14 protein-coding genes are annotated in these 17,648 nt (G+C 74.7%); 5 read left to right on the forward strand and 9 right to left on the reverse strand.

Features of this window, described 5'->3' with window-relative positions; genetic code table 11:
• Nucleotides 1–515 precede the first annotated feature (515 nt).
• A complete protein-coding gene (locus tag ACFYXU_RS20135) occupies nt 516–1,175 on the reverse strand; it encodes a hypothetical protein (protein WP_389458992.1) in 660 nt (219 codons plus the stop codon).
• Nucleotides 1,176–1,399: 224 nt separating this feature from the next.
• Here ACFYXU_RS20135 and ACFYXU_RS20140 point away from each other — a divergent pair, with 224 nt between their 5' ends.
• Complete coding sequence (locus tag ACFYXU_RS20140) at nt 1,400–2,125, forward strand: peptidylprolyl isomerase (RefSeq protein WP_389458994.1); 726 nt, start codon at nt 1,400–1,402, stop codon at nt 2,123–2,125.
• A gap of 130 nt (nt 2,126–2,255) precedes the next feature.
• Here the strand turns inward: ACFYXU_RS20140 and ACFYXU_RS20145 are convergent, their stop codons facing one another.
• On the reverse strand, nt 2,256–3,752 hold the full coding sequence (locus tag ACFYXU_RS20145; protein ID WP_389458996.1) for a sensor histidine kinase: 1,497 nt from the start codon (nt 3,750–3,752) through the stop codon (nt 2,256–2,258).
• Entirely contained in the window at nt 3,749–4,417 is a 669-nt protein-coding gene (locus ACFYXU_RS20150) for a response regulator transcription factor (protein ID WP_389459654.1), read from the reverse strand. Before ACFYXU_RS20150 ends, ACFYXU_RS20145 begins: the two co-directional genes overlap by 4 nt.
• 295 nt (nt 4,418–4,712) lie before the next feature.
• Between ACFYXU_RS20150 and ACFYXU_RS20155 the strand changes: the two genes are divergently transcribed.
• On the forward strand, nt 4,713–5,864 hold the full coding sequence (locus ACFYXU_RS20155; RefSeq protein WP_389405895.1) for a glycosyltransferase: 1,152 nt from the start codon (nt 4,713–4,715) through the stop codon (nt 5,862–5,864).
• Nucleotides 5,861–6,868 (forward strand): GDP-mannose 4,6-dehydratase, encoded by a 1,008-nt coding sequence (locus ACFYXU_RS20160; protein ID WP_389458998.1) that lies wholly within the window; start codon nt 5,861–5,863, stop codon nt 6,866–6,868. The genes ACFYXU_RS20155 and ACFYXU_RS20160 overlap by 4 nt, the downstream gene beginning before the upstream one ends.
• 92 nt (nt 6,869–6,960) lie before the next feature.
• Here the strand turns inward: ACFYXU_RS20160 and ACFYXU_RS20165 are convergent, their stop codons facing one another.
• Nucleotides 6,961–7,119: a hypothetical protein gene (locus tag ACFYXU_RS20165; protein ID WP_389459000.1), complete on the reverse strand. Its 159-nt coding sequence runs from the start codon at nt 7,117–7,119 to the stop codon at nt 6,961–6,963.
• A 359-nt stretch (nt 7,120–7,478) separates the two neighbouring features.
• Between ACFYXU_RS20165 and ACFYXU_RS20170 the strand changes: the two genes are divergently transcribed.
• Nucleotides 7,479–8,093 carry a LuxR C-terminal-related transcriptional regulator gene (locus ACFYXU_RS20170; protein ID WP_329858692.1) on the forward strand — a complete coding sequence of 205 codons (615 nt, stop codon included), beginning with the start codon at nt 7,479–7,481 and terminating at the stop codon, nt 8,091–8,093.
• 161 nt (nt 8,094–8,254) lie between these two features.
• Here ACFYXU_RS20170 and ACFYXU_RS20175 read toward each other — a convergent pair whose 3' ends face one another.
• From ACFYXU_RS20175 to ACFYXU_RS20195, 5 genes are all read right to left on the reverse strand, one after another.
• A complete protein-coding gene (locus ACFYXU_RS20175) occupies nt 8,255–10,015 on the reverse strand; it encodes an ATP-binding cassette domain-containing protein (protein WP_389459656.1) in 1,761 nt (586 codons plus the stop codon).
• A 140-nt stretch (nt 10,016–10,155) separates the two neighbouring features.
• Entirely contained in the window at nt 10,156–11,970 is a 1,815-nt protein-coding gene (locus tag ACFYXU_RS20180) for an ATP-binding cassette domain-containing protein (protein ID WP_389459002.1), read from the reverse strand.
• A 170-nt stretch (nt 11,971–12,140) separates the two neighbouring features.
• Complete coding sequence (locus ACFYXU_RS20185) at nt 12,141–12,269, reverse strand: SapB/AmfS family lanthipeptide (protein WP_015037662.1); 129 nt, start codon at nt 12,267–12,269, stop codon at nt 12,141–12,143.
• A 44-nt stretch (nt 12,270–12,313) separates the two neighbouring features.
• Nucleotides 12,314–14,929, reverse strand: coding sequence for a class III lanthionine synthetase LanKC (lanKC, locus tag ACFYXU_RS20190; protein WP_389459004.1), 2,616 nt, complete (start codon nt 14,927–14,929; stop codon nt 12,314–12,316).
• A gap of 336 nt (nt 14,930–15,265) precedes the next feature.
• Nucleotides 15,266–16,102, reverse strand: coding sequence for an SDR family oxidoreductase (locus ACFYXU_RS20195; RefSeq protein ID WP_389459006.1), 837 nt, complete (start codon nt 16,100–16,102; stop codon nt 15,266–15,268).
• 385 nt (nt 16,103–16,487) lie between these two features.
• Between ACFYXU_RS20195 and ACFYXU_RS20200 the strand changes: the two genes are divergently transcribed.
• On the forward strand, nt 16,488–17,627 hold the full coding sequence (locus tag ACFYXU_RS20200; RefSeq protein ID WP_389405889.1) for a serine/threonine-protein kinase: 1,140 nt from the start codon (nt 16,488–16,490) through the stop codon (nt 17,625–17,627).
• Nucleotides 17,628–17,648: the final 21 nt, after the last annotated feature.

Below are 17,648 nucleotides of genomic sequence, written 5' to 3' on the forward strand. Positions count from 1 at the left end.
TGCGACGGCCGCCGTCCATCTGGTGGGCTTCAACGTCCCCTCCGATCGTGGGGTTCGGGTTACGTCGCCGCCGAGTATGGGTGTGTACATGGCAAGCCGAAGGCATCCCTGCGGGCATAAGACCCGCGTTATGACCCGCCCGGCGCCCCACCTCGCGCCTGTGGATCCGCCCCGGTCCTGATCCGATCACCCAGGTGAGACGCCTGCGCGGATGCCCTGCGTCGAGGCCGGGGCCGCCGGCCCGCCGGACCCCGCGCACGAAGTGTCAGCCGGTCCGGACGAGCGGTACACCCCGCCGAGCGCCCCGGTGTGCGCTCCATCGGAGGCGGCGAAGCCCTTCTGTGTGGGCACCTCACCACGCCCCCACCTACCTCATGAACGCCAAGGCCTTCCCCCCCAGGCCGCCGCACACGCGTGGCTGGTCCAGAAGGCCACGCCCAAGCAGCGCCCGACGAACACACCGGCCCCCACCCCGCTACCGGGGTGGGGGCCGGCGTCACCCCGGTCGCGGACGATCAGGCCGGGGACAGGAGCACCCCGGGCAGCTCACCGGCCTCCACGGCATCCCGGTCGACGCTCACACCCGTGTACGCGCCCACGGCCGTGAACACCAGCTCGGGCAGACGCTCACCGTGCTCCTCGAAGTACGCGACCACCTCGGCCTCATCGGCCTCGGGCATCGACGGGAACACCGCCCCCGCGGCACCGAGAGCGGCGTCCAGAGCCGAACCCTGTCCCGTGTCGGTGCCGAAGTCCGCCCGGTACGCCCACGCGTCGGGTGCGTGGACGAGCAGCGCCGGAGGGCTGAAGCGGTTGGCGCTCAGGCAGATGATCTCCTCACCCTCGCAGGGAAGCATCGACTCGACCTTGCCCCGGTAGCCGGTCGCCCAGGTCGCCGAGCCCCCGTCCTCCAGCACGTACGTCCACTCACCGCACGTGCCGTACATCGCGCGGTTCACGAGGGGGGAGGGGTGGCCCGGCCGCCCGGCCGGTACCCGCAGCTCCCCGCCCGGGGTGCGCGCGGCCAACTCGTCGAGGTCGGCACCCAGGTTGATGAGGAAGTCGTCCGACTCCATGCCACGCGCCAGCGTCAGGGAGATGCCGCCGAGCATGCCGGGTCCGGCCGACGGAGGGGTGTGGTGATGCGTGCCTATCCATGCGATGCCGTCACTCATGCCGATCAGGCTATCGGCCGCGCCTCGGGGCTTCTCGTCGGCGACGCGAGCCCGCCGCAGCATCGCGCCGGGTCCGGCCGACGGAGGGGAAGGCCCCGGGCCATGTCGCCCGGCGACGAGGCTGCGCTCACGCCGATCGGCCGGAATTCCCGCTCCCGAGGGCCGCACCGCGTCCTAGACTGCGACCGCTCCAAGACCTGGAGATCATCGGGAGGGCGTGCAGGATGAGACGAACACTGATCAGCGCATGCGCGGCCGCGGCGTTACTGGTGTCCGGCGGGAGTGTCGCCACCGCCTCGGAGGGCGCTCCGCCGCGCACCACGCACGGGCCTTGCCAGTACACGCAGACTCCGGACGAGCCGCCGGCCCGCCCGGTGCCGCTGCCGCCCGACCCACGGCGCACCCCCGCTCGCGGCACGGTCGACCTGGCGGTCCCGACCAGCCAGGGCGCGCTCCCGCTGCGCCTGGACCGGGCCAAGGCGCCGTGCACGGTCCAGAGCTTCCTGCACCTGACCCGGCACGGTTTCTACGACCGCACGGTGTGCCACCGTCTGACGGCCTACCCGACGCTGAAGGTCCTCCAGTGCGGCGACCCGACCGGCACCGGTGAGGGCGGGCCCGGGTACCGGTACAAGGACGAACTCCCGGTGGACCTCCCGCCCGCGCCCACCGATCCCACGGGCGCGCGCCGGGTCTACGGACGCGGCCTGCTGGCGATGGCCAACGCCGGTCCGAACACGAACGGTTCACAGTTCTTCGTCGTCTACGGAGACTCCGCGCTGCGACCGAACTACACGGTGTTCGGCACGGTCGGCCCCGCCGGTCTGAAGACCCTCGACAAGATCGCCGCCGGAGGCATCGAGCCGACCACGGAGGACCCGGCACCGGTCGACGGCACTCCCGTCCTGCGGACCGAGCTGCTCCACCTCCGGCCGTCCTGCCGGCACTGACGCACCGAAAGGTCGCCGCGGCCGAGCCCGACACGCCGGACGGCGTGCGGAGTCGGCTCGCGGCGACAGGGTCCCTGCCTGCTTCCCTGAGTCGGATGGCGTCGCGCGGAGATCACCGGCTTCGTGACCGTCAAGGGCGCGACCGGCCAGGCCGGCGGCCCCGGGCGTCCGCGGGCGGGTCCTCCGGGGCGAACGTCAGGGTGAACAGCGCCCCGCCGCCCGCCGCCGCCCCGGCCGTCAGCTCCGCTCCGTGCGCGTGGGCGATCTGCCGGGCCATGGCCAGGCCGAGGCCGGAACCGGGCAGGGCGCGCGCGGTCTCGGCACGGTAGAAGCGGTCGAAGACATGGGGGAGGTCGGCGGCGGGGATTCCCGGGCCGTGGTCCCGCACCGTCAGCGTCACCCCGCGCGGGCCGCTCCCGTCCGAGTCGGCTCCGTTTCCGCCCGTGCCGCTCCCGCTCCCGTAGGTGCTCAGCGACACCTCGACCGGGGTGCCGGGCGGGCTGAACTTGGCCGCGTTGTCCAGCAGGTTCGTCAGCAGCCGGGCGAGCCGTGCCGGGACTCCCGGCCGCACGGCCCGCGCCGCGCCCGCCTCCACCTCCAGGACGAACGGGGTCCGAGGCCAGTGCGTCCGGGCCGTGCCCACCACCTGCTCGGTCATCTCGGCGATGCGCACGTCCTCCAGGAGCGGGAGCGGCTCCTCGTCCCGGGCGAGCTCGATCAGGTCGTTCACGAGGCCGGTCACCTCCCGGATGCCCCGCTCCAGCGCCCCGGCCGCCCGATCGCGCTGGGCGGGGGTCAGCCGGTCGCCGCGGGCCAGGAGCTCCGCGTTGGCGCGGAGCGCGGTCAGCGGGGTCCGCAGTTCGTGGGAGGCGTCGGCGACCAGCCGCCGCTGGGAGGCCACCGACTGCTCCAGTTCGCCGAGCATGGTGTTGAAGGTGGCCGCCAGCCGGGTCACCTCGTCCTGCCGTCCCGGCGGGCCGGGCGGGAGCTCGATGCGGTGGCGCGGGTCACGGGTCGCCGCGATCCGTTCGGCGGTCGCCGTCAGCCGGGCCACCGGGGCCAGGCCGGTGCGGGAGACGGCGTGTCCGAGCAGCCCGGCCAGCAGCACCCCCACCGCGCCGACCGCCGCGAGCAGCACGGCCGCCTGCCGCACGCCCCGGTCCACCGGGTCCGCCCGCAGTGCCACCTGGAGCGCCCGCCCGTCGCCGAAGGGAGTGGTCAGCATCCGGAGCGGCTGCCCGAAGCGTTCGACGTTGCTGTAGTACGCGGCCCGTCCGCCCGCCGCGACCTCGCGTACGGCGGGGGAGACGGGCAGCAGATAGGGGGCGTCGGGATCCGCCGCCGGGTCGGCGGGGACGATCTGGGCGCAGGGCGGCGCGGAGAGGTAGCGGCACTCGCCCGCCAGGACCTGCGGGCCCTCGTCCCGGTTGGCCTGGACGATCCGGGTCGCGGACTGGGTGAGGGACAGGTCGAGCTGGTGGACCAGTTCGTAGCGGATGACGAGGAACGCCGCCGTGCACACCCCGACCGCGACCAGCGCCACCGCAGCCGAGGCCGCGAGCGCCAGGCGGGTGCGGAGCGGTCGTCTGCGCCGCCAGCGCGCGCCCAGTCCGCGTGCCCCGCTCATGCCACGTCCAGCCGGTAGCCGACTCCGTGCACGGTGTGGACGAGACGCGGCTCGCCCCCGGCTTCCAGTTTTCGCCGCAGATATCCCACGTAGACCGCGAGCGAGTTGGAGTCGGGCCCGAAATCCTGCCCCCAGACCCGCCGCAGGATCACCTCGCGCGGCAGGACCTGGCCCGGGTGGCGCAGCAGGAGCTCCAGAAGGGCGGCTTCGGTGCGGGAGAACTCCAGCGCCCGGCTGCCCCGCCGCCCGGTACGTGTCACGGGGTCCAGCGTCAGGTCCGCGAAGGACAGGTCCCCGCCGGGAGCGGGCGGCGCGGCCCGCCGCAGCAACGCCCGCACCCGCGCCACCAGCTCGTCCAGGGCGAACGGTTTCACCAGGTAGTCGTCGGCGCCGGCCTCCAGCCCTTCCACCCGCTCGCTCACCGACGACAGGGCCGTCAGCACCAGCACCGGCGTGCGGTCCTCCACCGCCCGCAGCCTCCGGCAGACCGCGAGCCCGTCGAGGACCGGCATCATCACGTCCAGGACCACCGCGTCCGGCTGCCAGGCGGCCACCGCCGACAGCGCCGCCAGGCCGTCGCCGACACCCCGGACCTCGTACCCCTCCATGCTCAGCCCGTCCTCGACGGCGGCCCGGACGTCCGGCTCGTCCTCGGCGACCAGGATCCTGCCCGTACCGCGCGGAGCGCCCGCGCCGCCGAAGCCGCCGGCACCGCCCGCGCCGCCGATGCCGCCGGCACCGCTCCCGTAGCCCCTGCCGCCCGGGCGCCCGTCGCCCCTGCCGCTCCAGCCGTCCGTGCCGCCCCCGCCATCCGGGGTCCCGCTGCCCCGGCTCCCGTCGCCCGGACTCATGCCGCTCATCCCGCTCATCCCGTTCGTGCCGCTCACGCCGTTCATGGCGTGAAGCCTGCCAAACCGGACTCTTAGAACCCTCTTAACCCGCTTCGTGAGAGTGGCGGCCATGCGCACACCACTCTCCGTCGTGATCGGTGCGGGCGGCACCGGCGGCCACATCTACCCCGGTCTGGCCCTGGCCGAGGCCCTGCGCCGCGCCGACCCGGCGACGGTCATCTCCTTCATCGGCACCGAACGCGGTCTGGAGACGACGCTGATCCCGGCGGCCGGACACCGGCTGCACACCGTCGACATGATCCCCTTCGACCCCGCGCTCGGCGCGAAACGCTTCCTCCTCCCGGCCGCGCTCCTGCGCTCCGGCGCTCAGGCCCGCCAGGTCCTGCGCACCCAGAAGGCGCACATCGTCGTCGGCATGGGCGGCTACCCCAGCGCCCCGGCGATCGTCGGGGCGAAGATGGCCGGGCTGCCCAGCGTGATCCACGAGTCCAACGCGGTCCCGGGCCGGGCCAACCAGTTCGCCGCCCGGCTCACCCCGCACCTCACCGTCGCCTTCGACGGCAGCCGCGCCCACCTGTCCGGCGGCGAGCGGGCGCAGACCGTCGGCATGCCGATCGCCGCGTCCCTGGCGGCCCTGGACCGGCCGGCCCTGCGCGAGGAGGCACGGCGGGCCTTCTCGATACCCCCGGGCGCCCGGGTCGTCCTCTTCAACGGGGGCAGCCTCGGCGCGGCCCGCCTCACCGCCGCCGCCGTGGGCCTCGCCGCCCGCTGGAGGGAACGGGAGGACGTCCACCTCCTGATCAAGACCGGCCCGGCCGCTCTCGCACAGGCCCGCCGTGACCTCGTCGAAGCGGGGGTCGGGGCCGTCGCGCAGGCGGTGCCCTACCTCGACCGGATGGACCTCTCCTACGCGGTCGCCGACCTCGTGGTCTGCCGCGCCGGCTCGGCCACGATCGCCGAGCTCGCCACGACCGGCGTGCCCGCCGTCCTCGTGCCGTACCCGCACGCTCCCGGCGACCACCAGACCCACAACGCCCGGGTCCTGTCCGACGCGGGCGCCGCCCACCTCCTCCCCGACGCCGAGACCACTCCCGGCCGGCTCGCCGCACTCATCGACCCCCTCCTCGCCCACCCGTCCCGGCTCGCCGTCATGGGACGCGCCGCAGACCCCGGAAACCACGCCCGCGCCGCCGACCTGCTGGCAGAGACGGTCATCCGCCTCGCCGGACATCCCACCACCACGAAGGAGCTCACCCCGTGACCCCCACGACCATCGACTGGACCGGCCGCACCGTGCTCGTCACCGGAGCCGAGGGCTTCATCGGTTCCACACTCGTCGACCTGCTCGTCCGACGGGGCGCGCGCGTCAAGGCGTTCGTCCACTACAAGCCGTACGCCGACAAGGGGCACCTCGCCCGCTACCTCGACGACCCGCACGGACCGGTCGAGTTCATGGCCGGGGACGTCGGCGACGCGGGCCGGGTCATGGACGCGGTCGAGGGCTGCGACACCGTCTTCCACCTCGCCGCGCTCATCGGCATCCCCTACAGCTACGACTCCCCGGGCGCCTACGTCCGCACGAACGTCGTCGGGACCGAGAACATCGCCGAGGCCTGCCGCCGCCACGCGGTCCGCCGCCTCCTGCACACCTCCACCAGCGAGGTGTACGGGACGGCGCTCACGGCCCCGATCGGCGAGGACCATCCCCTCCAGCCGCAGTCGCCCTACTCCGCGTCGAAGATCGGCGCGGACATGATGGCCCTCTCCCACTGGCACGCCCACGAGTTGCCCGTGACCGTCGTACGGCCCTTCAACACCTACGGACCCCGCCAGTCGGCCCGCGCCGTCATCCCCACGATCCTCGCGCAACTGCACGCCGGAGCACGGGAGATCCGCCTCGGCTCCCTCACCCCGACCCGCGACTTCACCTACGTCACCGACACCGCGGCCGGATTCCTGGCACTGGCGGGCTGCGACCGGGCCCTGGGCGAGAGCGTCAACCTCGGCACCGGCCGCGAGATCTCGATCGGAGACCTTGCGCAGGCCCTCATCACCGCCTCCGGCCGGGACGCCGAGATCGTCGTGGACCCGGCCCGGCTCCGGCCTTCCGGCAGCGAGGTGCACCGACTGCTCTCGGACAACACGCGGGCCCGCACCTGGGCGGGCTGGGAACCGGAGGTCGGCCTGGAGGAGGGCCTGCAACGGACCTCGGCGTGGGTGGCGGACCACCTGCACCTCTTCGCCCCGGGGCGCTACCAGGTCTGAGCGACCCTCCCGGAGGAGGGCGTCCGGCTCGGAACCGCTGGACGCCCTCCCCGGCACCACGGGCGGAACGGACCGCCGACCCGTGGGAGACGTCAGCCTCGTCTTCTGAAGTGGCCGTTCTGGTGCAGCTTGTAGAGGACCCAGGGCAGGAGGGCCGCGCACACGGCCAGGAAGACCCACTTCAACCACGGTGGCCCGTCGGGGCGGTTGCCCTGGGCCAGCAGCGCGGCGGTGGTGAGGAGTGCTGTCATGCTCCGCGGCTACCCCGGGTCGAGATCGGCACGCGCCCCCGGCCCTGCGTCGGAGGGCCAGGCGGGGCCGTGTGCAAGGGAGTTCTGCCCTCCGGCCTCCCCGCCCCTGAGGGGCGCACTCCCGATTCCGCGCGCCGTACGGATGCGAATCAGGACATTCCTGGTGCGGCGCGGTCGGCCTCGCACGCCGTCGGCCTGCTTCGCCGTGGAAGCGACGTACCGGATCCGGCCGGGGCGCTCCGGAGTGCGCCCCCTGTGCACCCTGCGCTGTGTTCCGGCCGCTGAGGCAAGGGCAGAGGGGTGGGGGTGGCCGCTCACGTCGTGCGTCCCTGGCACGACGGAGGAACGAAGGGGTGGGAATGATACGAGTGACGGTGGTCTACGAGGCGCAGCTGCTGCGGACCGCGCTGGTCGAACTGCTGAGATCGGGCGGGGTCACGGTGGTCTCCTCGCTGCCTCGGTGGCCGCACGGCCCGGCGACGGGGACGTCCGAACCCGACGTGTACGTGGCGGACGCCGAGTGTCTGCCGTCCTCGGCGGCGCGGCCCGTGGCGGCGGTGGGACCGTTCGCGGTCGAGGGCCCGGGTGTCCGTCCGGCCCTGCTGGCCCTCGTCCCCGGGCAGCGGCCGGGGGTGCTGCGCCGGGCCCACGCCGCGGGGGCGGCCGGTTTCGTCGACCAGGACGCCCCGAAGGGCCGATTACTGGAGGCCGTGCACCGTCTGGCCAAGGGGGAGCGGTTCATCGACGACACGCTCGCGATCGGGTTCCTCCAGGCCGCGGAGATGCCCCTGACCCGGCGTGAGCTGAGCGTCCTCTCGCTGGCCGCCGGCGGAGCGCCGGTCGCCGAGATCGCCGCGACGCTGTTCCTGACCAAGGGCACGGTCCGCAACTACATGGCGAGCGTCATCCGCAAGGTCGGCGCACGGAACCGCGTGGACGCCATCCGGATCGCCCAGGGAGCCGGGTGGACCTGAGCACGGCGCCGTGGCGCCCGGGCGCCGGGTGGATCTGAGCGCCGCGCCGTGGCGCCCAGGGGGCCGGGTGGACCCGAGAACCGGCCCGCCGAGTCCTGGCCGGCCCCCCCCGCCGAGTCCTGGCCGGCCCCCCCCGCCGAGTCCTGGCCGGCCCGCCCCGCTCACCCTGGTCCCTGACTCCAGTGCCCCACCAGATCGCGGTAGAGGGCGGAACGCGCGAGCAGCTCGTCGTGGGTTCCGTACGCCGCCCGGGTGCCGTCGAGGACGAGGATCCTGTCGGCTCGGAGCGCCGACGACAGCCGGTGGGCGACCACGACCAGGGTCCCCGGCCGCGCGCTCAGCGCCCTCTCCGCCGTGGCCTCCGCGACGGGGTCCAGGTGACAGGTCGCCTCGTCGAGCAGGAGCAGGGGCGCGGGGGCCAGATGGGCGCGCCCCAGCGCGATCAGCTGGCGTTCGCCGAGCGACAGGGCGTCCGGCGTCAGCGTACGGTCGAGCCCGCCCGCCCGGTCGACGAGCGGTCCCAGGGCGAGCACGTCGACGGCCCGGTCGACGGCGGACGGATCGGCGTCGGGCCGCAGGTACCGCAGGTTCTCCCGCAGGGTGCCCGTGAAGACGTACGCCTCCTGGGGGATCAGCACGCGCAGGGCGGTGAGCTCCGAGGGCGGGCAGGCCGCGACGGCGTGGCCGAAGAGCCGTACGGCGCCCTGATCGGGGCCGAGCAGGCCCGCCGCGACGTGCAGCAGGGTCGACTTGCCGATGCCGCTCGGGCCGACCACGGCGATGTGTTCGCCCTGCTCGACGGTCAGTTCCAGCGCGTCCAGCACGGGGGGCGCCCCGGGGCCGTACGCGGCGCGCACGCGGTGCAGCTCCACCGCCGGTGCCGTCCCGCCTGCCCTGCGTGGACCGGGCGGGCCGGGCGGTCCGGCGGCGGGGGGAGGGGCCGGGGGCAGCGGTTCGGTGAGCCGGTCGAGGACGACGAAGAGCCTCGCGCCCGCGGCGCCCAGGACGGTCATCAGCGTGTGCAGCGCCGGGAGCAGCGACTGGAGGACGTACGTGAGTGCGCCCACCACGGCCCCGGCCGTGACGCCCCGACGGAGCAGCCACGGGGTCGCGGCGAGCAGCAGGAGGACCGGGAGCTGTCCGGCCGTCGCCACCGAGAACGTGCGCAGGGACGCCCAGCGGGCCAGGGCGCGCTGGGCGGCGGCCGCTTCGTCGACGGCACGGCGGTTCTGCTCGGCGGTCGCCTCCTGGGTGCCGCAGGCCACGGTGTCCCGCAGGGCGGTGCGGGTGATCTCGGCGCGCCGGCCGACGGCCTCGTCCGCGTCGAGGTACCGGTGCTGGGCCCGTGCCATGGGCCGCAGGGAGGCGACGAACAGGGCGAGGCCCAGGACCAGGGGAGGCAGCACGACGAGAAGGAACTGCGGCGCGAGCGACAGCAGACCGGCGAGGGCGCCCGCGGCGACGAAGACGAAGGAGCGGGTGGCGAGCACCAGCCCGGCGAAGCTGTCCCGGGCGATCTCGGTCTGACTCGTCAGCCGGGACACCGCCGTGGCGTCCACACCCCCGCCCCCGCCCGTACGCGTGGCCGTGCGCAGGGCGCGGACCACTGCCCCCCGGACGAGCTCGTCGCGCAGGGGCTCCGTGAGGTGGGGGAGCTGGGCGAAGACGCCCCGGACGACGGGAGCCCCGAGGAGAATGGCCACGGCGGCCCCCGCCAGCCAGAGAAGACCGGTCGTGGGCGCGCCCCTCAGGAATCCGTCGTCGAGGGAGCGGGCCACGCAGTAGCCGCCGAGGAACGTCTGCGCGGATTCGGCGGCCGACCAGGCCGCCAGCTTCGCCAGGGCGCCTCGGCGGCGCACGAGGAGGGACCCGAGCCACGTCGTGACGCGCCGGGCGGAGCCCGTCCCGCCGGTGCCGGACACCGGCGCGGGTCGGTCGGTCGGCTTCGGACGGCCGGTCGGCTTCGGTCGGTAGGCCGGCTTCGGGGTGTCGGTCGGCGTCGGTCGGCCCGTCGTCGTCGGCGTGGTCGGTTCCTTCGCCCGCCCCGGGCGCGGAGCGGGCGTCACTGGCCCGCTCCTGTCGCCGGGACGGCCGGTTCGGGAAGAGCGTCCGGCGCGGTCGACGTGCGCGGGGCGTCCACCGACGGGGACTCCGCGGTCCGGGCCTCCGCCGCGAACACCGCCCGGTACTCCGGTTCCTCCCAGAGCACGCCGTGCGGTCCGGACCTCCGCACGCGGCCCGCCTCCATCCAGACGACCTGATCCGCCCGTGCGGCCGTGGACACCCGGTGGGCGACGATGAGCCTCGTGCACGCCCGTGACGGCGTGGCGAGGGCCCTCTCCACCTGACGTTCGGTGGCCGTGTCGAGGCTCGACGTCGCGTCGTCGAGGATCATCAGACGACCCCGGCCGATGAACGCGCGCGCCAGACCCAGGCGTTGGGCTTCGCCGCCGGAGAGCGGGGCGTCGTCCACCGGGGTGTCGTAGCCCAGCGGCAGCAGCCGGACGAAGGTGTCGGCGCAGGCGGCCTTCGCGGCGTCCCGGACGCTCGCCGGCGTGGCGGGGCTTCCGGCGGCCCCGGTCCCGGCGGCCAGCGCGGCGCCGACCGTGGGGGTGGCCCCGCCGTCGAAGACGGGGCGCGCGAAGGCGTACGCGGTCGCCCCGCGCAGCTCCGACCGGGACAGTTCCGCCAGGTCGACTCCGTCCAGGGAGACGCTCCCGGCGTCGGGGTCGGTCAGCCGGCCCGCGACGGCGGCCAGCGTCGACTTGCCCGACCCGGAGCGGCCCACGACGGCGACCGTCGATCCGCCGTCGATCGAGAGCGTCACGTCCGTGATCAGGGGGACACCGTCGCGCGTGACCCGCACTCCCCGGAGCTCCAGCGTCCCCGGCGCGTCGGGGGGCAGGACCGCGGAACCGTGCGACATCGGGGCCAGATCGGCGAGTTCGGCGGTGCGGCGTGCCGCGCCGCGGGCGCGGACCAGGGTGCCGAGCGGTGCCGCGATGCCTCCGATGCCGGCCGCGAGCGCCGCGTACCGCGAGGCGGCGAGCAGACCGCCCACGCTGACCTCGCCCGCGGCGAGAGCGACCCCCGCGACCGCGACGACGGCCGTCGTGAGCAGTGGCAGGAGGACGCCGCTGCGGGCCACGGCCCGGCCGTGGACGCGCCACATGCGGGTGCCGTGCCGTGTCATCTCCGGCAGCGGGGCGAGGACGCGCTCCTCCTCGTGCCGTGCCGTGCCGGCGGCGGCGATGGTGCGGGCGCCGCTCAGGGCTTCGGCCAGCCGGGCGGCGACGGCGCCCTGGGCCCGCTGGTAGGGGACGACCGAGTCGGAGGACTGGGTGGCGAACGCGCGGAGCAGCAGCAGGAGCAGGGGCAGACCGGCCACGAAGACGGCGGCGGTCCAGAGGTGGATGAGCGCCAGGGCCACGAGGGCGCCGATCGGTACGAGCGCGGACGACACCGCGGTCGCGAGGGCCGCCGGGGCCGTGCCGCTGTCGGTGGCGTTGACGCACAGCCGGGCGGCGACGTCGCCGCCCGAGTGGGGTGCCGCCCGGTGCGGCGCGGTGCCCAGGAGACCGTCCAGGGCGCGCAGCCGGATCCAGGCGGTGGCGCGGGCGTTGGCGAGCTGCGTCAGAAGCACCGAGCCGGTCTCCAGGAGCACTTCGGCCACGAGCAGGACGGCGGTCCACAGCAACCACGCGTCCGCGTGCGCCTGGTGACGGAGCAGCAGGTCCAGGGTCCGGCCGGCGAGCGCGGGCACGGCGAGCGAGCAGGCCGCGCCGGCGACGGAGCAGAGCAGCAGCGCCGCCGTGGTGCCCGCCGTGTGCCGTACGGCGCCGCGGAGCAGCCGGTCGGAACCGGTCGACCAGGCCATCCGGCCCCTCCTCTTCTCCTCCGGGAGCGACGCTCCCGCCGGTCCGCGGGACTCCGGCCTTCCGGGTCGCCGGACTCCGGCCCGGACGGCCGGAGCCCCGGGAGCGTCGCTCCCGGGGCCCCGTGACTCCTCACCGGCGCTCGGGGCGCCGTGCGGGAAGCCGGATCGGGTCAGTTACAGGTGGTGACGCTGAGGCTGCTGTCACCGCAGAGCAGCAGGCTCGCGCGGCTGCCGGTCTCGACGTCGCCGATGGCCTCGTCCTTGGGGGTCTCCAGCGACTGAAGGTCGAAGAGGTTCATGATCGTTTCCTTTCATTGGGGACGGGTGGTGCGGTACGACCCCGTCACGGGGCCGGTTCGTGGGGCCGCGGAAGCGGCGGGAGGAAGGGCAGGTGGGCCGTGCGGTCGCCCAGGGCCGCGGAGAGGGCGAGCAGGACCCCCGCCGTTCCGGTGGACAGGTCCATGGAGAGGCGCATCATCTGCTCGCCGGGGAAGGCGAGCCGGCCCTGGTAGGACATGGCGTGCCAGCTCAGGCAACCGACCTGCCGGCGTACGTCCTCCGGTGTGGTGCCGGGCCCGCCGGCGTTCGTCCGGGCGAGGTGGAGCACCATCCCGGCGACGCCCCGGAAGAGACCGGGCTGGGCGTAGAAGGTGGCCTGCGCCGCCCGTACGATCTCGCGGCGTGCCTGGTCCAGAACGTCGTCGCGCCGGTGGAGCAGGTAGTCGTCGATGACCATGCCGATGCCCACGCTGCCCGCGCCGAGGTACGGCATCGTGCGCCAGCCCTCGTCGACCTGAAGGGTCCCCGAGGCGCCGCGCACGCAGCGGCTCAGGTCGTCGTGGAGGGCCTCGGCGGCGAGGTCGAGGAGGGCGGTGTCCCGGGTGCGTTCGTAGAGCCGTACGAACAGCAGGGCCCGTCCGGCGGAGCCGTACAGGAGTCCCGTACGCACCGTGCCCGCCGCTCCCGTCGGACGGGCGGGGGCCCGGAGCGGGCGGGCGGTCAGCTCGGCGCACCGCAGGGCCGCCGCGTGGAAGCCGCTCTCACCGGTGGCGGTGGCCAGGGCGTCCAGGGCGAGGCCGACACCGGCCGTCCCTCCGTACAGGTCGGGGGCGAGGCCCTCGTGGTCCTCCTCGGCCACGAGCGAGGCCAGTTCGAGCGCTGCGGCCGTGTGTCCGAGCCGTTCGAGGGTCCACGCGACACCGGCGAGCCCGTCGTAGAAACCGAGCGGTGTGCCGGAGTCGGGCTGTTTGGCGTGCCGCAGGAGCCGGTCCTCGGCCTCCGGACATCGGGGTGCCCCGCTCTCGTGCAGGGCGTGGAGCACTCCGGCGGTGCCGTGTCCGACGGTCATGCCGCCGCCGGCCGTGGCGAACTGCGCGATGTCCCCGGGGAAGAACCGATCCTCCCTGTCGGGCGTCGCCGACGCCAGGATCGCGCCCACCATGGAGTCACGGCTGCTCGGCCAGTCGCCCGGCTCCACGGGCAGGAACCGGGAGCGGTCGGGCGCCCGCGAGCTCCCGCCGGACCGTCCGTCGGCCGGGTCGCGCGTGATCTCCCGTACCGCCTCGTCCAGAAAACCGGGGGGCAGCGGGAACCGCGCCGCGGCGATCTCCGCGAGGTGCGCGGCCTTGCCCCGGTCCACCGCGAGCAGACTGGTGAGCGGGACGAAGAGGGCGATCCGCAGGCACGCGAGCGCGTACCGGTCCACATCGAAGCCCCGCCGGTCGGCGGGCGCCACGAACGCCGGGTTGGCGACGGTCTGGCGACCGCCCTGCGAGGCGGGCTGGGCCGCCTCGAAGTCCAGCAGCGTCACCGACGACTCGTCCTCGGACACCATGATGTTGAACAGGTGCAGGTCGTTGAAGACGATCCCGCGGGCGTGCACCGCGGCCACGGCCCGCTCGACGAGCCCGTGGATCCGCAGCGCCCACTCCGTGTACTCGGCGAGCCGCTCCGTCGACGGATCGGCCTCCATCAGCGGATGCCGCCGCGCGAAGAAGGTGTTGAGCGGCTTGCCCTCCACGAACTCCATAGCCAGGAAGTGGTGGTCGCCCACCGTGAAGCTGCCGAGGACCTCCGGTGTGCAGGCGAGCCCCGAGAGCCGCTCCAGCGCCTCGCGTTCGCGGTGCAGCCGCGTCACGGCGTCCGCGCCGTCGGCGGCGAGGCCGGCGAACGGCCGGCCCTCCTTCAGGACGACCCGCCGACCGGTCCGCCGGTCCCGGGCCTCGTACACCCCACCGCCGTTGGAGAAGTGCAGGGCCTTCTCGACGTCGTACGGCATGTCCTGCACGGTCACCGAGGCCCTGGCCTCCAGGTGCGGACGCAGAAAGGCCGGGGGAGTCACCCAGGACGGCACGTGGAAGACGGGATCGCGCCGGTCGGGCACGAGCGTGCCGGACCCGTCCTCGACGGCGGGCCGCAGCTCCCCGTGCTCGTCGTAGCAGTGGCGCAGGGTGAAGCTGCCGTACCGCAGGTGCACGGGCCCCTCGCCCCAGCGCAGGTCGCTGAGGATGTACGGACCCGGCCGGCCCTCCAGCAGCCGCGCCAGGTCGGCCGCCACGCGGCCGCACCGCTCGTCGTCGGCCGGATACACGGTGATGAACTTGCCGCTCGCCGAGCGGTCCGCGTACTTGGCGTTGCGCTGGTGCAGCAGGTAGCGGCTGGGGACGAACTTGAAGGCCAGGTCCTGTTCCAGACAGTACGCGCGGACCGTGGCGAGGATCGCCTCCGCGTTGTCCAGGCAGGCCGAGACGTGGATCTTCCAGCCCTGCGACGGGAGGGTGTGCTCCAGGGGGCGCAGGGCGAGCCAGTCGCCCGTGCGGTGCGACGTCCAGCCCTCGGGTACGGGGAGGGTGGCCGCCCCGTAGAGGGAGTCACCCGCGCCCTCGGCGAAGACCAGACGGTGCGGCGCGTCGTAGAAGTGACGGTCGGCGTCGCAGAACACCGCGTACCCCTTGTTCACTGCGCACTCCCTCGGTCGGTGACGGACACGACGCTGTCACGTCCCCCGAGGGCCCCGTAAGTCACCGCTGTCACCTTCCACCCATGCGGAACGCACAGGTGCCGCCGGCCCGTGCGACGGCGCGAGGTGAGCCGTCTCACGGCCGGCGGTGCTCCGTCGCACAACGGGCGGCGGGCCCGCCGAGCCGCGCTCGACGAGCCGTCAAACGGTCGGCGGTGGACCGTCGCACGGCCCGACGGCGGGCCCACCGAACGGCGCGCGGTGAGCCGTCACTCGGCCGGTGGTGGCCCGACGCACAAGGGGCGGCGGGCCCGCCGAACGGCGCGCGGTGAGCCGTCACTCGGCCGGTGGTGGCCCGTCGACCAGAGCTCGCGCCGCGGCGTACTCCTCGCGGGCGGCCTGTTCCGCGGCGTCCAGATAGCCGTACGCGTCGGCGCCGACCGGGATGCGCAGGGGCAGGGTGCCCTCGGTGTGGACCAGGGCGAGGACCCGTGCGGCGAAGTCCTCGGGACGGCCGGTCTCGGGGCTGTCGGCGAGACCGCGCGCGCCTTCGAGCATCTCGCGGTTGGTCACGTCGTAGGCGGGGACCCGGTGCGCCGCCTCCGTCAGGGACGTGCCGTAGCGGGTGGCGAACATGCCGGGTTCGACGACCGTGACCCGGATGCCGTGCGGGGCCCCCTCCACCGCGAGCGTCTCGCTCATGCCCTCCAGGGCGTGCTTCGCCGCCACGTAGGCGCCGAGCCCCGGAAAGGCCATCCGGCCGACGATCGACGAGACGTTGACGATGTGGCCGTGCCCCTGGGCCCGCATCAGGGGCAGGGCGAGGCGCGCCAGTCTCCAGGGCCCGACGACCAGGATCTCGAACTGTTCCCGGAGTTCGGCGTCGGAGACCTCCTCGACCGCGCCGAACAGGCCGACCCCGGCGTTGTTGACGAGGACGTCGATGCCTCCGAGGCGGTCCACGGCCGTCCGTACGGCCTCCTGGCAGGAGACCGGGTCCCGCAGCTCCAGCGGCACCGGGACGATCCGTCCGGGCCAGGCGGCGCTCAGCTCCTCCAGGTCCGCGGTCTTGCGGGCGGTGACCACGAGTTCGTGCCCCGCCCGTGCCGCCGCCGTGGCCAAGGCCCTGCCCAGGCCCGAAGAACACCCCGTGATCAGCCAACGTCTTCCCATGGATCCCCCCGTACGGATCGCCGAAGTGGTGACGCGCGAACATGCAGGCCCACGCGCGCCGCAGGACGCGCACCGTCCCGTCCGCGCCGGGCGGGACGTGCCTCATCGTGGGGGCGAGATCCGGCCACGGCCATCCCTCACGCGGGGGCGCGCGGACGCACGGACAGGCGCATCGACGCCCGCTTCCCGACCCCCTCCGACATCGCGGGGATGTCCCGGGGGATCCGGGGCAGCCGTACTCCCGGGTCCGCACGCGGCGGCCGCACGGCCGTGACGTCCGGAGGCGACCACCGCGACGGGCCGTACGGTCCGCACGGGCGGCGCGCCGCTCCCCGACGGAAGGGCGGACGGCAGAAGGCGGCAACGGAACACAGGGAGAACCGAGATGCAGGTCAGTCCGTGGCGCGTCCCGACCGACCCCCGGCTGACGGCGCACGCGGTCGCGGGCCGGTACCGGCTCGACGGCCTGCTGGGAAGCGGGGGAGCGGCCGACGTCTACGAAGCCCTGGACCTCAGGCTTCGCAGGCCCGTCGCGGTGAAGGTCTTCCACCGAGGCGACGCCCGGGCGGAGGAGCACTCCGACAACGAGGGGCGTCTCCTGGCCCAGCTACGGCATCCCGGTCTTGTGACCCTCTTCGACTCCGGTCGCGACGAAGGCCGTCCCTTCCTGGTGATGGAACTCGTCCGAGGGACGACCCTGCGCCGGCGCCTCGCCCGCTCGGCGCTCTCGATGGCCGAGACCTGCCGCATCGGGGCCGCGCTGTCCTGCGCACTCGCCCATGTCCACGGAACGGGAATAGTGCACCGGGACGTCAAGCCGTCGAACATCCTCCTGGACCCTGCCGACGCCCCGCGCCTGACGGACTTCGGGATCTCCCGCCGCTTCACCGCCGCCTCAGACCCCACGGCCGCGCCCGACGACACCGCGGGCAGCGCGCCCACCCAGGCCGCCGAAGCCGAGGACACCCTCGTCGGGACGGCTTGCTACATGGCACCGGAACAGGCGCTCGGCAGGACCACGGGGCCGCGCGCCGACGTCTACAGCCTCGGACTCGTGCTCCTGGAGGCCCTCAAAGGCGAACGGGAGTACGACGGTCAGCCGCTGGAGGCGGCGGTCGCGCGGCTGCACCGCCCGCCGGAGCTGCCCGACGGACTGCCCCCGGAGCTCGGCGAGTTGTTGAGGGCCATGACGGCGCGCGAGCCCTCCGGCCGCCCCGACGCCCGCACCTGCCAGAAGGTGTTGGCCGCGCTGCCGATCCCCGACGCGCGCGACGCCCGGCAGGCCGCGCCCGGTACGCACCCGAGCACGCCGATCACTGCCACGACAGCGGAGCAGCCGTCCCGGCCGCGCCGCCGAGCGGGGCGGCTGCTCGCCAAGACCGCCGCCCTGGCCGCCCTCGGCGTCACGCTGACGGGCTCCCTCGGCGCCGCCCCCGCCAGGAGCCGGGGTGTCGCCGACCCGCTGTCCCACCGCGTGACCACTCAGGAGACACCGGACGCGGCGCGGGCGAGGACGGACAACTGACCTGCCCCGTGTGAAGCGGCG

This window comes from Streptomyces sp. NPDC002232, from assembly GCF_042890295.1.
Lineage (GTDB): Bacteria > Actinomycetota > Actinomycetes > Streptomycetales > Streptomycetaceae > Streptomyces.